The sequence below is a fragment of the Enterobacter sp. PTB genome (genome assembly GCF_051130085.1).
Lineage (GTDB): Bacteria > Pseudomonadota > Gammaproteobacteria > Enterobacterales > Enterobacteriaceae > Enterobacter > Enterobacter ludwigii.
Map to the genome: position 1 here is coordinate 105,364 of NZ_JBDKEE010000005.1, position 14,375 is coordinate 119,738.

Annotated in this window: 15 protein-coding genes; 12 read left to right on the forward strand and 3 right to left on the reverse strand. The window is 55.7% G+C overall.

Annotation, left to right across the window (positions count from 1 at the left end; translation table 11 throughout):
• Positions 1-36 precede the first annotated feature (36 nt).
• On the reverse strand, positions 37-1,722 hold the full coding sequence (locus AAIR21_RS08225) for an aspartate:alanine antiporter (protein ID WP_014169303.1): 1,686 nt from the start codon (positions 1,720-1,722) through the stop codon (positions 37-39).
• A gap of 273 nt (positions 1,723-1,995) precedes the next feature.
• On the opposite strand from AAIR21_RS08225, the gene AAIR21_RS08230 reads away from it, so the two are divergent.
• A complete protein-coding gene (locus AAIR21_RS08230) occupies positions 1,996-2,370 on the forward strand; it encodes an inner membrane protein YbjM (RefSeq protein WP_020884874.1) in 375 nt (124 codons plus the stop codon).
• Between the two features lie 30 nt (positions 2,371-2,400).
• Here the strand turns inward: AAIR21_RS08230 and AAIR21_RS08235 are convergent, their stop codons facing one another.
• Complete coding sequence (locus AAIR21_RS08235; protein ID WP_014169305.1) at positions 2,401-2,670, reverse strand: GrxA family glutaredoxin; 270 nt, start codon at positions 2,668-2,670, stop codon at positions 2,401-2,403.
• Between the two features lie 182 nt (positions 2,671-2,852).
• Here AAIR21_RS08235 and nfsA point away from each other — a divergent pair, with 182 nt between their 5' ends.
• From nfsA to AAIR21_RS08290, 11 genes are all read left to right on the forward strand, one after another.
• Positions 2,853-3,575, forward strand: a complete 723-nt coding sequence (nfsA, locus tag AAIR21_RS08240; protein WP_020884873.1) for a nitroreductase NfsA — start codon at positions 2,853-2,855, stop codon at positions 3,573-3,575.
• Positions 3,576-3,644: 69 nt separating this feature from the next.
• Entirely contained in the window at positions 3,645-4,547 is a 903-nt protein-coding gene (gene rimK, locus AAIR21_RS08245) for a 30S ribosomal protein S6--L-glutamate ligase (RefSeq protein ID WP_020884872.1), read from the forward strand.
• Between the two features lie 63 nt (positions 4,548-4,610).
• A complete protein-coding gene (locus tag AAIR21_RS08250) occupies positions 4,611-5,087 on the forward strand; it encodes a YbjN domain-containing protein (RefSeq protein WP_020884871.1) in 477 nt (158 codons plus the stop codon).
• A 351-nt stretch (positions 5,088-5,438) separates the two neighbouring features.
• The gene (potF, locus tag AAIR21_RS08255) at positions 5,439-6,551 is read left to right on the forward strand and encodes a spermidine/putrescine ABC transporter substrate-binding protein PotF (RefSeq protein WP_014169310.1); all 1,113 of its coding nucleotides are present in this window, start codon (positions 5,439-5,441) and stop codon (positions 6,549-6,551) included.
• A 143-nt stretch (positions 6,552-6,694) separates the two neighbouring features.
• Positions 6,695-7,828, forward strand: a complete 1,134-nt coding sequence (gene potG / locus AAIR21_RS08260; RefSeq protein ID WP_020884870.1) for a putrescine ABC transporter ATP-binding subunit PotG — start codon at positions 6,695-6,697, stop codon at positions 7,826-7,828.
• Positions 7,829-7,838: 10 nt separating this feature from the next.
• Positions 7,839-8,792: a putrescine ABC transporter permease PotH gene (potH, locus tag AAIR21_RS08265; protein ID WP_014169313.1), complete on the forward strand. Its 954-nt coding sequence runs from the start codon at positions 7,839-7,841 to the stop codon at positions 8,790-8,792.
• Positions 8,789-9,634 (forward strand): putrescine ABC transporter permease PotI, encoded by an 846-nt coding sequence (potI, locus tag AAIR21_RS08270; protein WP_020884869.1) that lies wholly within the window; start codon positions 8,789-8,791, stop codon positions 9,632-9,634. The genes potH and potI overlap by 4 nt, the downstream gene beginning before the upstream one ends.
• 65 nt (positions 9,635-9,699) lie before the next feature.
• Entirely contained in the window at positions 9,700-10,173 is a 474-nt protein-coding gene (locus tag AAIR21_RS08275; RefSeq protein WP_014169315.1) for a YbjO family protein, read from the forward strand.
• Between the two features lie 40 nt (positions 10,174-10,213).
• Positions 10,214-11,341, forward strand: coding sequence for a 23S rRNA (uracil(747)-C(5))-methyltransferase RlmC (gene rlmC, locus AAIR21_RS08280; protein WP_434680638.1), 1,128 nt, complete (start codon positions 10,214-10,216; stop codon positions 11,339-11,341).
• Positions 11,342-11,412: 71 nt separating this feature from the next.
• Positions 11,413-12,117 carry a response regulator transcription factor gene (locus AAIR21_RS08285; RefSeq protein ID WP_014169317.1) on the forward strand — a complete coding sequence of 235 codons (705 nt, stop codon included), beginning with the start codon at positions 11,413-11,415 and terminating at the stop codon, positions 12,115-12,117.
• A complete protein-coding gene (locus AAIR21_RS08290; RefSeq protein ID WP_020884866.1) occupies positions 12,104-13,570 on the forward strand; it encodes a sensor histidine kinase in 1,467 nt (488 codons plus the stop codon). The genes AAIR21_RS08285 and AAIR21_RS08290 overlap by 14 nt, the downstream gene beginning before the upstream one ends.
• A gap of 63 nt (positions 13,571-13,633) precedes the next feature.
• Here AAIR21_RS08290 and artJ read toward each other — a convergent pair whose 3' ends face one another.
• On the reverse strand, positions 13,634-14,365 hold the full coding sequence (gene artJ / locus AAIR21_RS08295; RefSeq protein ID WP_020884865.1) for an arginine ABC transporter substrate-binding protein ArtJ: 732 nt from the start codon (positions 14,363-14,365) through the stop codon (positions 13,634-13,636).
• Between the last annotated feature and the right edge of the window lie 10 nt (positions 14,366-14,375).

The following is a 14,375-nucleotide window of genomic DNA, read 5'->3' on the forward strand; positions in this document are numbered from 1 at the left end:
AACGAAAATTTTTTCGTCGTGCGCAGAACTTAAGAGTTATCCGAGTCCAGGCCAGATGATGATGATCAGCGTACCCGCCAGCGTAAGCAGTACGTTAGCGATAGCGTAGGTGCCCGCATAGCCCAGCGCAGGAATATTGCTGCGTGCGGTATCACTGATAATTTCCATTGCCGGGGCGCAGGTACGGGCCCCCATCATTGCCCCGAAGAGCAGGGCGCGGTTCATGCGCAGCACGTAGGCACCGAACAGGAAGCAAATCACTACCGGTACCAGGCTGACGATAAGTCCGGAAACCAACATCTGCCAGCCAACAGCACCCAGGCTGTGGCCAATGCCGCTACCGGCGCTTAAGCCGACACCCGCCATAAAGACCATCAGACCAAACTCTTTCACCATATTGAGCGCCCCCTGCGGAATGTAGCCGAAGGTCGGGTGGTTCGCTCGCAGGAAGCCCAGCATGATGCCGGCGAACAGCAGCCCGGCAGCGTTACCGATGCCAAAGCTAAAGTTGCTGAACTGGAAGGTGATCATCCCGATCATCAGGCCAACGATAAAGAAGGCGCAGAAGGCCAGCAGGTCGGTGACCTGGCTGTGAATAGAGATAAAGCCGATGCGGTCCGCAACGGTTTTCACGCGTCGTGCATCGCCGCTGACCTGCAGAACGTCGCCTTTGTTCAGCACGACGTTGTCGTCAATTGGCATCTCAATCTGGCTGCGGATCACGCGGTTGAGGAAGCAACCATGATCGGTCAGCTTCAGCTGTGCCAGACGACGGCCGACGGCGTTATGGTTTTTCACCACAATCTCTTCGGTGACGATACGCATGTCGAGCAGATCGCGGTCAAACACCTCTTTACCGTTGCGGAAGCTCGGGTCGAGGCGGGCGTGGGCATCCGGGTAACCGACCAGGGCAATGTCATCGCCCATCTGCAGCACGGCGTCGCCGTCCGGGTTTGCCAGAATGCCGTTACGGCGAATACGTTCGATATAGCAGCCTGTCTGGCGGTAAATCCCCAGCTCGCGGAGGTTTTTCCCGTCCGCCCATGCAACCAGCTCTGGCCCAACGCGGTAGGCGCGAATCACGGGCAGATAGACTTTACGCTTGCTGTCAGTGTCCAGACCGCGTTCGCGGGCAATTTGCTGAGCGCTGGTCTGCAAATCCTGGTGCTGCAGTTTTGGCAGGTAGCGGGCGCCCACAATCAGGCTCACCAGACCAATCAGATAGGTCAGGGCATAGCCCAGGCTCAGGTGGTCGAGCGCGGTAGAGAGTTGCGCACCGGCCATGCCGGAGTGGCGCAGAGTATCGCCTGCACCCACCAGCACCGGCGTGGAGGTCATCGAGCCGGCGAGCATACCGGCCGTCAGCCCGATATCCCAGCCAAACAGTTTACCCAGCCCTAAGGCGATCAGCAGCGCGCTGCCGACCATGACCAGCGCCAGCATCAGATAATTTTTGCCGTCGCGGAAGAAAATTGAAAAAAAGTTGGGCCCGGCTTCCACACCAACACAAAAAATAAACAGCATAAAGCCTAAGTTGAGCGCGTCCGTGTTAATGCTGAAATGCTGCTGGCCTAATAATAGTGAGACGACTAAAACGCCAATGGAATTACCAAGTTGAACCGAACCAAGGCGCAATTTACCCAGGCAAAGGCCCAGCGCCAGTACCACAAATAATAACAGGATGTAATTCCCATTTAACAAGTCTGCGACGTTTATATTCACGGAGGCTAACTTCTTGTTTACCAGTAAGTTGTTGAATGAAAGGACTTTTTGGGCTACTGTTTTCTGGGTCAGGGAAAGGCTTTAACGCTCCCTGTTTCCAGCTTTATTCCCTAAAACATTAGCTGGCGGTTAGTTTAATCGTATTAGCTACTGACAGCCACCTATTATCGCTTCACCCTGTGTGTACTTTGGCAAGGATTGCCGCATTGCTTTATCTGACTGGGCGTCTACCCGACGAAAGTGTATTTGATAGAGATAAGTCAGGAGGATAGTTTGAACATTAAACGAAACTGGGCGGGGGTGATCAGCTGCTTTTTGCTGTTCATTGTCGTTTGCATGTCCCTCGCTTTTAATGTGAAGGGGGCGTTCAGGGCGTCGGGTCATCCGGAGCTGGGGTTGCTCTTTTTCACCCTGCCAGGGGCTGCTGCCAGTTTTCTCTCCCGCCGGGGGGAAGTGGTGAAACCGTTACTGGGCGCAATACTTGCAGCGCCGCTGTGTCTGCTGCTGATGCGGTCACTGTATATTTCTACGCGAAGTTTCTGGCAGGAGCTGGCGTGGTTGCTGAGTGGCGTCTTCTGGTGCGCACTGGGAGCGCTATGCTTTTTGTTTGTTCATAGCATGTTGGCCCGGCGCAGACAGCACAAATAAAAACGCCCTCAGGGTGAGGGCGTCTTAGCATTACTGAGCGGCAAACAGGCCCAGATGCTCTTTAGCGTATGCTTCAAAGTCTGTGCAACCGCCGATGTGTTTCTGATCGAGGAAAATCTGCGGTACGGTTTCAACCGGTTTACCCACGGTTTTTTCCAGATCGGCTTTGCTGATCCCTTCCGCGTGGATATCGACATAACGGAAGTTAAAATCATCACGCTCTTCGGTCAGTTTCTCAGCCAGCTCTTTCGCGCGCACACAGTAAGGGCACCCTGGACGACCAAAAATTACTGCAAACATTTCTCTCTCCTCGAAAACAAGCCTGACGGCGAATGGGTCTATATTGCCCGATAACCTGCCGTCATTAAAGAAGGTTTCGCCTGTCGTTATAATACCTCTCAGCTATGTTTCGCCAATTACATCGCGCGCATCATTGCCTATACTGGCTGCGATATGATTCACGCAAGACAAAGAGAGACAAGATGACGCCAACCATAGACCTGCTACGTTCCCATCGTTCAATTCGCCACTTCACCGACGAGCCGATAACGACGGCGCAGCGTGAAGCCATTATTGACAGTGCAAGGGCGACATCCAGCTCCAGCTTCCTGCAGTGCAGCTCCATTATTCGTATTACCGACCCGGCAATGCGTGAACAACTGGTGACCCTCACCGGTGGACAGAAGCATGTGGCACAGGCAGCCGAGTTCTGGGTGTTCTGCGCCGATTTTAACCGCCATCTGCAGATCTGCCCGCAAGCCGAGCTTGGCCTTGCCGAACAGCTGCTGCTGGGCGTCGTGGACACCGCGCTGATGGCGCAAAACGCGTTCACGGCGGCGGAATCGCTGGGGCTGGGCGGCGTGTACATCGGCGGGCTGCGTAACAATATCGAAAGCGTTACCGAACTGCTGAAGCTGCCAAAACATGTTCTGCCCCTGTTTGGCCTGTGCCTTGGCTGGCCTGCGGATAACCCGGACCTCAAGCCGCGCCTGCCTGCGGCGATGCTGGTGCATGAAAACCACTACCAGCCTGTCGATCAGGATGTGCTGGCGCAATACGATGAAGAGCTGGCGCACTACTACATGACGCGCGACAGCAATAACCGTCGCGATACCTGGAGTGACCACATTCGTCGCACCATCATTAAAGAGAATCGCCCGTTTATTCTCGACTATCTGCACAAACAGGGCTGGGCGACACGATAGCCCATTCATCCTGCGCCTGCCTGCGTGTATGATACGCAGGCTTTTTCCATGTCTTTAGAGAGGTGCAGGGTGAAAATTGCCATTTTGTCCCGGGATGGAACGCTCTATTCATGTAAACGCCTGCGAGAAGCGGCGGCAAAACGGGGGCATCAGGTTGAGATCCTCGATCCGATGTCCTGCTATATGAACATTGATCCTGCTGCCTCATCGATTCATTACAAAGGCCGCAAGCTCCCGCATTTTGATGCGGTTATCCCCCGCATCGGCTCCCAGATAACCTATTACGGCACGGCCGCGTTGCGCCAGTTTGAGATGCTGGGCAGCTATCCGCTCAATGAATCCGTTGCGATATCTCGGGCCCGCGATAAGCTCCGTTCGCTGCAATTGCTTGCCCGGCAGGGAATCGATCTTCCGGTTACCGGCATTGCGCATTCACCGGACGACACCAGCGATTTAATCGATATGGTGGGTGGCGCGCCGTTAGTGATCAAGCTGGTGGAAGGCACTCAGGGCATCGGTGTGGTGCTGGCCGAAACGCGGCAGGCGGCGGAAAGCGTGATTGACGCCTTTCGTGGGCTGAATGCCCATATTCTGGTGCAGGAGTACATTGAAGAAGCCAAAGGGCGCGACATTCGCTGTTTTGTTGTCGGTAACGAGGTGGTTGCGGCCATCGAACGCCAGGCAAAAGAGGGCGACTTCCGCTCTAATCTGCACCGTGGCGGCGTGGCGAGAGTCGCGGATATCAGCGATCGCGAGCGTGAGATTGCCGTGAAGGCGGCGCAAACGCTGGGGCTGGATGTGGCGGGTGTTGATTTACTGCGGGCGACGCGCGGGCCGTTGGTGATGGAGGTGAATGCCTCACCGGGACTGGAAGGGGTGGAAAAAACCACCGGGGTCGATATTGCGGGTAAAATGATCTCATGGGTCGAGCGCCACGCAACGCCGGGCTACTGTCTGAAAACGGGCGGTTAAATGGATTACAGCGCACTTTTTGCGTACTCTATGCGAAGTTTTTATTAAAGAGGCTGCACAGCGATGGATTTACAGGTCGTTCCAACACTGGATACGTTACGTCAATGGCTCGATGATGCCGGAATCACTTTCTTTGAATGTGATTCCTGCCAGGCGCTGCATTTGCCTCATATGCAAAATTTCGATGGTATTTTCGATGCCAAAATCGATCTCATTAACGACGTGATCCTCTTCTCTGCGCTGGCCGAAGTGAAACCGTCTGCGCTGCTGGCCCTGGCCTCTGACCTGTCGGCCATCAACGCCAGTTCTTTGACGGTGAAAGCATTTCTCGATATACAGGATGATAATCTGCCAAAACTGGTCGTTTGCCAGTCTTTATTCTCCGGTGCCGGCCTCTCATTCAAGCAGTTCTCCTGGTTTATGCGCTTGAGTGAAGAGCAAATTTCGATGGTAATGATGGAAGCGAATGCGCACCATCTGCTGTATAGCACGGAAGATGATGCAGAGAATAATGATGCATCTCCCAATTTTCTTCACTAAGCCTGTCTGACTTTTGCGCAGTCGCTGCCATAGCGGCTGCATAACGCCATTTTTTCTGCTGCTTTTAACCTTTCTTTAAAGAATTTTTCACCTCCCCAAACGCCATTTCGGCTTATCACGTAGACATAACCTGCATAAAAAATTGATAAAAGGCGTTTTTTCGTCTGGGCTATAGCCGGAGACACGGGCTACAGTTATTCTTGCGATGCTTAAAAAAGCGAGCGGATCCTGCCGGGTAAAGAGGTTTCTTTTTATTTCGTGCAGAGCGACAAACTATGCATGATTATTGCATATCTTCAGATTGCACAGTTTTAGTTCGTTTGTTAACGAGCTTTCAGAAGGAATAACGATATGATCGCCTTGAATAAAAAATGGTTATCGGGTCTGGTTGCGGGTGCTCTGATGGCCGTCTCTGCCGGCACGCTCGCTGCGGAACAAAAAACGCTGCACGTTTATAACTGGTCTGACTATATCGCGCCGGATACCGTCGCTAATTTCGAAAAAGAGACCGGCATTAAAGTGGTCTATGACGTTTTCGATTCCAACGAAGTGCTGGAAGGGAAACTGATGGCGGGCAGTACCGGTTTTGACCTGGTGGTACCCTCCGCAAGCTTCCTTGAGCGTCAGCTGACGGCAGGTGTCTTCCAGCCGCTCGATAAGAGCAAATTACCGAACTGGAAAAACCTCGATCCGGAAGTGCTTAAACTGGTCGCCAAGCATGACCCGGACAACAAATACGCGATGCCGTATCTGTGGGCGACCACCGGTATTGGCTATAACGTCGATAAAGTCAAAGCGGTGCTGGGTAAAGATGTCAAACTCGACAGCTGGGACGTGGTGCTGAAGCCGGAAAACCTTGAGAAGCTGAAAAGCTGCGGCGTCTCTTTCCTGGATGCGCCAGAAGAGATTTTCGCCACCGTGCTGAACTACCTGGGCAAAGATCCTAACAGCAGCAAGGCCGATGATTACACCGGCCCGGCAACCGATCTGCTGCTGAAGCTGCGTCCGAACATTCGTTACTTCCACTCCTCGCAGTACATCAACGACCTGGCAAACGGCGACATCTGCGTGGCGATTGGCTGGGCAGGGGACGTATGGCAGGCGGCTAACCGCGCCAAAGAAGCCAAAAACGGCGTGAATGTTTCCTACTTCATTCCGAAAGAGGGCGCGCTGGCGTTCTTCGACGTCTTCGCCATGCCGGCTGACGCGAAAAACAAAGACGAAGCTTACCAGTTCCTTAACTACCTGATGCGTCCGGAAGTTATCGCGCATATCAGCGATCACGTCTACTACGCTAACGGCAACAAGGCCTCTGTGCCGCTGGTCAGCGAAGAGATCCGCAATAACCCGGCTATCTATCCGCCGGCGGATGTGTTTGCCAAGCTGTTCACCCTGAAAGTTCAGGATCCAAAAATTGACCGCGTACGTACCCGTGCGTGGACCAAAGTGAAAAGCGGTAAATAACGGCGTCCGGTACGGTTGCCCGGTGGCGAAAACGCTCACCGGGCCTGCTAAACCCGTCGGTCGGGCTGGCGTGAGCGCCGCCCGACGATGCGCACCCTGATGGTGCGTTTGCACCAGTTTTGATTTCTGCCGGAGAGCACCCCGTGAATGACGCGATCCCCCGCCCGCAGGCGAAAGTCCGTAAAGCGCTGACCCCGCTTCTTGAAATTCGTAACCTCACCAAATCTTTCGATGGTCAGCATGCCGTGGACGACGTCAGCCTGACTATCTACAAAGGTGAAATTTTTGCCCTTCTGGGCGCATCTGGCTGCGGTAAATCGACCCTGCTGCGTATGCTGGCCGGTTTTGAACAGCCTACCGCCGGGCAAATCATGCTGGATGGTGTCGATCTTTCCCGCGTGCCGCCGTATCAGCGCCCGATAAACATGATGTTCCAGTCTTACGCGCTCTTCCCCCATATGACGGTGGAGCAGAATATCGCCTTTGGTCTTAAGCAGGACAAACTGCCGAAAGCCGAAATCACCGCCCGCGTGGCAGAGATGCTCAGCCTGGTGCACATGCAGGAGTTCGCGAAGCGTAAACCGCATCAGCTCTCTGGTGGCCAGCGTCAGCGCGTGGCGCTGGCCAGAAGCCTGGCGAAACGGCCAAAGCTGCTGCTGCTCGATGAGCCGATGGGTGCCCTGGATAAAAAACTGCGTGACCGTATGCAGCTGGAAGTGGTGGATATCCTTGAGCGCGTGGGGGTGACCTGCGTGATGGTTACCCACGACCAGGAAGAGGCGATGACCATGGCCGGGCGTATTGCGATCATGAACCGCGGTAAGTTCGTACAGATTGGCGAGCCGGAAGAGATTTATGAGCATCCGACCACCCGCTACAGCGCGGAGTTCATCGGGTCGGTCAACGTTTTCGAAGGGCTGCTAAAATCGCGCGAGGATGACGGTCTGGTAATCGAGTCGCCGGGGCTGCAGCATCCGCTTAAGGTCGATCCGGATAGCTCGGTGGTGGATAACGTGCCGGTGTATGTCGCGCTCCGCCCGGAGAAGATCATGCTGTGCGAAGATCCGCCGGCCGATGGCTTTAACTTCGCCGTCGGGGAAGTGGTGCACATTGCTTACCTGGGCGACCTCTCCATCTACCATGTGCGTCTGAAAAGCGGGCAGATGCTCAGCGCCCAGCTGCAGAACGAACATCGTTATCGCAAGGGACAGCCGACCTGGGGCGACGAAGTGCGCCTGTGCTGGGATGCGGACAGTTGTGTAGTGCTGACGGTATAAGGAGCGGACAATGAGTACCTTAGAACCTCCAGCCCGCGTTGAGAAACCGGGTGGCTTCGCGCACTGGCTGGCGCGCATGCAGATGAATCACGGACGCAAGCTGGTGATTGCCATGCCTTACGTGTGGCTGATCCTGCTGTTCCTGCTGCCGTTCCTGATCGTTTTTAAGATAAGCCTGGCGGAAATGGCGCGGGCGATCCCGCCCTATACCAACCTGCTGGACTGGGCTGACGGACAGCTGACGCTGACCCTTAACCTCGGCAATTTCCTGCAGTTGACGGAAGATCCGCTCTATTTCGAAGCTTATCTGCAGTCGTTGCAGGTGGCGGCGATCTCGACGATCTGCTGTCTGCTTCTGGGTTACCCGCTGGCATGGGCCGTGGCGCACAGTAAATCCTCGACGCGCAACATTCTGCTGTTGCTGGTGATCCTGCCGTCATGGACCTCGTTCCTGATCCGCGTCTACGCGTGGATGGGGATCCTGAAAAACAACGGTGTGCTGAATAACTTCCTGATGTGGCTTGGGGTTATCGATCAGCCCCTGACAATCCTGCATACCAATCTCGCGGTCTATATCGGGATTGTTTACGCCTATCTGCCGTTTATGGTGCTGCCAATTTATACGGCGCTGACGCGTATCGATTATTCGCTGGTGGAAGCATCGCTTGACCTTGGTGCCCGCCCGCTTAAAACCTTCTTCAGCGTTATCGTTCCGTTGACCCGGGGCGGCATTATTGCCGGGTCGATGCTGGTCTTTATCCCGGCGGTAGGGGAGTTTGTTATCCCGGAACTGCTCGGTGGCCCGGACAGCATCATGATTGGGCGTGTGCTGTGGCAGGAGTTCTTTAATAACCGCGACTGGCCTGTGGCGTCTGCGGTGGCGATCGTGATGTTGCTCCTGCTGATCGTACCGATCATGTGGTTCCACAAACATCAGCAGAAACAGATGGGAGACCACGGATGAACAACTTACCGGTAGTGCGCTCCCCGTGGCGAATTGCCATCCTGGTGATTGGCTTTACTTTCCTGTATGCACCCATGTTGATGCTGGTGATCTACTCGTTCAACAGCTCCAAACTGGTAACGGTATGGGCCGGCTGGTCGACGCGCTGGTACGGCGAATTGTTCCATGATGACGCGATGATGAGCGCGGTGGGGCTGAGCCTGACCATCGCCGCGCTGGCGGCCACGATGGCCTCCGTGCTGGGGACCATTGCCGCGCTGGTCATGGTGCGCTTCGGGCGTTTTCGGGGGTCGAACGGCTTTGCCTTTATGATTACCGCGCCGCTGGTTATGCCAGACGTTATCACCGGTCTGGCGCTGCTGCTGCTGTTCGTCGCCCTGGCGCATGCCATTGGCTGGCCGGCAGATCGCGGTATGCTCACCATCTGGCTGGCGCACGTCACCTTCTGTACCGCGTACGTGGCGGTGGTTATCTCTTCGCGTTTGCGCGAGCTGGACCGCTCCATTGAAGAGGCGGCGATGGATCTCGGTGCGACGCCGCTGAAGGTCTTCTTCATCATCACGTTGCCGATGATTATGCCGGCGGTGATCTCCGGCTGGCTGCTGGCGTTTACGCTGTCGCTCGACGATCTGGTTATCGCCAGCTTTGTCTCAGGACCTGGCGCGACGACGCTGCCTATGCTGGTCTTCTCCAGCGTACGCATGGGGGTCAATCCGGAGATTAACGCCCTGGCCTCGATTATCCTCGGGGTGGTCGGAATTGTCGGATTTATCGCTTGGTATTTGATGGCGCGCGCGGAAAAACAACGTGTGCGTGATATCCAGCGTGCAAGACGCGGCTGAAGGATTTAAAATTTCCAGTGATGTGCCGCGCATGACGCGGCACTGTTTTTCAGGGAAGTAAAACATTGGGATTATTAAAAAAATCACGTCTTACGCACGCTCGTCCAAACGTTCCTGCACTGGTGCAGGTGGCGGCGCTCGCTATTATTATGATCCGCTGTCTTGATGTGCTGATGATCCTTAACACCCTGGGTGTGCGCGGTATGGCTGAATTCATTCACCGCAGCGTACAGACGTGGAACCTGACGCTGGTCTTTTTGAGCAGCCTGGTACTGGTGTTTATCGAGATTTACTGCGCATTTTCGCTGGTCAGAGGACGCAACTGGGCGCGCTGGGTCTATTTGCTGACGCAAATTACGGCGGCAAGCTATCTGTGGGCCGCCTCGCTGGGGTATGGCTATCCGGAACTGTTCAGCATTGCGGGTGGATCAAAACGCGAGATTTTGCACGCGCTGTTTTTGCAAAAACTCCCGGATATGCTGGTGCTGTTCTTCCTGTTCGTGCCTGCTTCCAGTCGGCGGTTCTTCCAGCTGCAATAATGTGTATAATCGCAGCCCTCGTGATTCTTAAGGTTTTGATATGCAGTGCGCACTCTATGACGCCGGTCGCTGCCGCTCCTGTCAGTGGATAGAACAGCCGGTTTCTCAGCAACTCACCGCCAAAATGGCCGACCTGCAACACCTGCTGGCAGACCATGCCGTGGGGGAATGGTGCGCACCCGTCAGCGGGCCGGAGCAGGGCTTTCGTAATAAAGCCAAAATGGTGGTGAGCGGCAGTGTTGAAAAACCGCTGCTGGGCATGTTGCATCGCGAGGGTACGCCTGAAGATTTAACCGACTGTCCGCTTTATCCCGCCTCGTTCGCCCCGGTCTTTGCTGCGCTCAAACCGTTTATTGCCCGTGCCGGATTAACGCCCTATAACGTTGCCCGCAAGCGCGGCGAGCTGAAATACCTTCTTCTTACCGAAAGCCAGGTAGACGGCAGCATGATGCTGCGCTTTGTTCTGCGCTCAGAAGCCAAGGTGGAGCAGCTTCGCGCGGCGTTGCCATGGCTTCAGCAACAGCTTCCGCAGTTAACCGTTATCACTGCGAATATTCAGCCGGTGCATATGGCTATCATGGAAGGGGAGCGGGAGATCTTCTTCACCGAACAGCATGCGCTGGCAGAAACGTTCAACGATGTACCGCTGTGGATCCGTCCGCAAAGCTTCTTCCAGACCAACCCGACCGTCGCGAGTGCGCTTTATGCCACCGCCCGTGACTGGGTGCGGGCGTTAAATATCCATCATATGTGGGATCTGTTCTGCGGGGTGGGCGGCTTCGGTCTGCACTGCGCCACGCCAGACATGCAGCTTACCGGGATTGAGATCTCCGCCGAAGCGATTGCCTGTGCCAGACAGTCTGCTGCAGAGCTTGGGTTGACCCGGCTGCACTTCCAGGCGCTGGACTCCACGCAGTTCGCGACGGGGCAGGACAATGTGCCTGAACTGGTGCTGGTGAACCCGCCGCGCCGGGGCATCGGGAAAGCGCTGTGCGACTATCTGAGCCAGATGGCACCGGACTACATCGTCTACTCCAGCTGCAACGCGCAGACGATGGCAAAAGATATCGCGATGCTGCCGGGCTACCGCATTGAACGCGTCCAGCTGTTCGATATGTTCCCGCATACCGCGCATTATGAAGTCCTGACGCTACTCGTTAAATCTTAAACAAAATGTGAACTCTGTCCGCCTGCGAAATCAGGTAAGCTTATCTCATCAGAATTGAAGAAGGCTTACCCATGAAGCAGATCCTGCTGGTGGAAGATGACCACGATATCGCGGCGCTTCTGCGCCTCAACTTAGAAGATGAAGGCTACGCCATCACCCACGAGCCCGACGGGGGCAATGCCTTACAGCGCCTCGAGAAGCAGCCGTGGGACGCGGTGATCCTCGATTTAATGCTCCCCAACGTCGACGGTCTGGAGATTTGCCGTCGCATCCGCCAGATGACCCGCTATCTGCCGGTGATCATCATCAGCGCCCGCAGCAGCGAAACCGATCGTATTACCGGGCTGGAAACCGGGGCGGACGATTATCTGGCCAAGCCGTTTTCGGTACAGGAGCTGATTGCGCGTATCAAGGCGCTGTTCCGACGCCAGCAGGCGATGGGGCAGGCGCAAAGTGCCGGGAATATTCAGGCTCACGGCCTGACGCTCGACCCGCTGGCGCGCAGCGTGCTTTTGCACGGCCAGGTGGTGGATCTCACCCCGCGCGAGTTTGAACTGCTGTACTTCTTTGCCCGTCATCCCGGTGAAGTTTTCTCGCGTCTGGCGCTGCTGGAACAGGTCTGGGGCTATCAGCACGAAGGTTACGAACACACCGTCAACACCCACATTAACCGCCTGCGCATCAAGATTGAGAAGGACGCCGCCGAGCCGGAGATCATTCGCACCGTCTGGGGCAAAGGCTACAAATTTGCGGAGCCAAACGATGCGCCGCTTTAGCCTGAGCCAGCGCCTGACGCTGTTGTTTATTCTGCTGCTGACGCTCTGTGCGACCATCGCCTGCGCGGTGCAACTTTACAGCACCACGCAGTACGGTAATGCGATGGTGCAGCGGCTGTCTGGTGGCCTGGCGCAGCAGATTGTCCAGCGGGAACCGATTCTGGATGCGCAGGGCAGGGTTGACCGCCACGCGCTGAAACCGCTCTTTGACCGGCTGATGACCTTCAATCCAAGCGTCGAACTGTACGTTGTCTCGCCTGATGGCGAACTGCTGGCTGACGCCGCGCCGCCGGGGCATATCCAGCGGCAAAAAATCGACCTCGGGCCGGTGCAGACTTTCCTCAGTGATGCCGCACGGCCGGTACTGGGCGATGACCCGCGAAGCCAGAACAAAAAGGTTTTCAGCGCAACGCCGTTGCGTCAGGACGGAGAACTGAAAGGCTATCTGTACATTATTCTGCAGGGCGAAGAGTCAAACGCGCTGGCGGAGATGGCCTGGCATCAGGCGCTCTGGAGCACCGTCCTGTGGTCATTGATGTGGGTCGCGCTGTTTGGTTTGCTGGCGGGGTTACTGGTCTGGTACTGGGTAACGCGTCCGGTCAAACGTCTTACGCAGGAAGTGGCCGGGCTGGAGCAGGACAGCATTAGCGCCATTAAACAGCTGGCGGCGCAGCCTACAGAAACCACGGTAAAGGATGAAGTGGCCACGCTGCGCAATACGTTTATCGAGCTGGCCCGTAAAATCACCCTGCAGTGGGATCAGCTGGCCGACAGCGATCGCCAGCGCCGGGAGTTTATCGCCAATATTTCGCATGATTTACGCACGCCGCTCACCTCCTTGCTGGGCTATCTCGAAACCCTGTCGCTGAAATCCGCGACGCTGACGCCACAGGAGCACCAGCAGTATCTCGCCACGGCGCTGCGCCAGGGGCAGAAAGTGCGTCATCTTTCGCAGCAGCTGTTTGAACTGGCGCGCCTTGAGCACGGCGGCATCAAACCGCAGCGCGAGCGTTTTGCCATGGGTGAGCTGATTTCAGACGTGGCGCAGAAATTTGAACTCACGGCCCGCACGCGGGAGGTGAACCTGCGCATTGATGTACCGGGCCCGTTGCCGCTGGTGAATGCCGATGTCTCGATGATTGAGCGGGTGGTGACTAACCTGCTGGATAACGCGATGCGGCATACGCCGACCGGTGGAGAGGTCCGTCTGGCGGTCTGGCAGGAGAACGCGCAGCTACAGGTTGAGGTGGCTGATAATGGAACCGGCGTTGATGCTTCTCTTCGCAACGATCTGTTTGAGCGTCCTTCGGCGTTAAATCCGCAGGCATCACGGGAAAACCGTGGCGGGTTGGGGCTGTTGATTGTGAAACGCATGCTGGAACTGCACGGCGGGGGGATCAGGCTGATGGAGTCCACGAACGGGGCTCGTTTTCGCTTCTTTGTTCCACTGTGAAATTGCCGGGTTTGCCCGGCCTACAGACCACCCCCGTAGGCCAGGCTACCCGACAAAAAGCTGTTATTGCGGGAACCACTGATCGCTGATTTTCTTGTACGTGCCGTCAGCTTTAATTGCTTTCAGCGCGCCATTCAGTTTTTCCAGCAGGGCTTTGTTATCCGGACGCACCGCAATGCCCAGGCCCGTACCGAAGTACTGTGGATCGGTCACTTTTTCGGTCGCGGTGCCCAGCTGTGGGTTGGTTTTCAGCCACTCGTTCACCACCGCAGTGTCACCGAAGACACCATCAATACGGCCATTTTTCAGGTCGATAATGGCATTCTGGTAGCTGTCATAGGCCACGGTTTTCACTTCAGGATGTTTGTCCTGCAGGTATTTCTGGTGCGTGGTGCCGTTTTCCATCCCAATGCGTTTGCCTTTCAGCTGGTCAAAGGATGTGTAAGCTCCTTTCTTCGCAATGACCACCGCCGAGTTGGCGTAGTACGGGTCGGTGAAGGTGACCTGCTTGCTACGCTCTGGCGTGATGTCCATCCCGGAGATCACCGCGTCGTATTTTTTGAATTTCAGCGACGGGATCAGGCTGTCAAACGCATGGTTCGTGAACGTGCAGTCGGCCTGCATCTGTTTGCACAGGGCTTTGGCGAGGTCGATATCAAAACCGACAATCTGGTTGCTGGCATCCAGCGACTCAAACGGCGGATAGGTGGCCGAAACGCCGAAGTTGATTTTATCTGCAGCTGATGCGCCAGCGGCGAAAGTGGCCAGTAAAGCGGCCAGAACTAACTTTTTCATTGTAATGCTC

Coding starts and splice junctions, on each gene's coding strand:
- AAIR21_RS08235 (WP_014169305.1), bottom strand. CDS start 2,670: ATGTTTGCAGTAATTTTTGGTCGTCCAGGGTGCCCTTACTGTGTGCGC.
- artJ (WP_020884865.1), bottom strand. CDS start 14,365: ATGAAAAAGTTAGTTCTGGCCGCTTTACTGGCCACTTTCGCCGCTGGC.
- rlmC (WP_434680638.1), top strand. CDS start 10,214: ATGCAGTGCGCACTCTATGACGCCGGTCGCTGCCGCTCCTGTCAGTGG.
- AAIR21_RS08285 (WP_014169317.1), top strand. CDS start 11,413: ATGAAGCAGATCCTGCTGGTGGAAGATGACCACGATATCGCGGCGCTT.
- potI (WP_020884869.1), top strand. CDS start 8,789: ATGAACAACTTACCGGTAGTGCGCTCCCCGTGGCGAATTGCCATCCTG.
- potH (WP_014169313.1), top strand. CDS start 7,839: ATGAGTACCTTAGAACCTCCAGCCCGCGTTGAGAAACCGGGTGGCTTC.
- nfsA (WP_020884873.1), top strand. CDS start 2,853: ATGACGCCAACCATAGACCTGCTACGTTCCCATCGTTCAATTCGCCAC.
- potF (WP_014169310.1), top strand. CDS start 5,439: ATGATCGCCTTGAATAAAAAATGGTTATCGGGTCTGGTTGCGGGTGCT.
- AAIR21_RS08250 (WP_020884871.1), top strand. CDS start 4,611: ATGGATTTACAGGTCGTTCCAACACTGGATACGTTACGTCAATGGCTC.
- AAIR21_RS08290 (WP_020884866.1), top strand. CDS start 12,104: ATGCGCCGCTTTAGCCTGAGCCAGCGCCTGACGCTGTTGTTTATTCTG.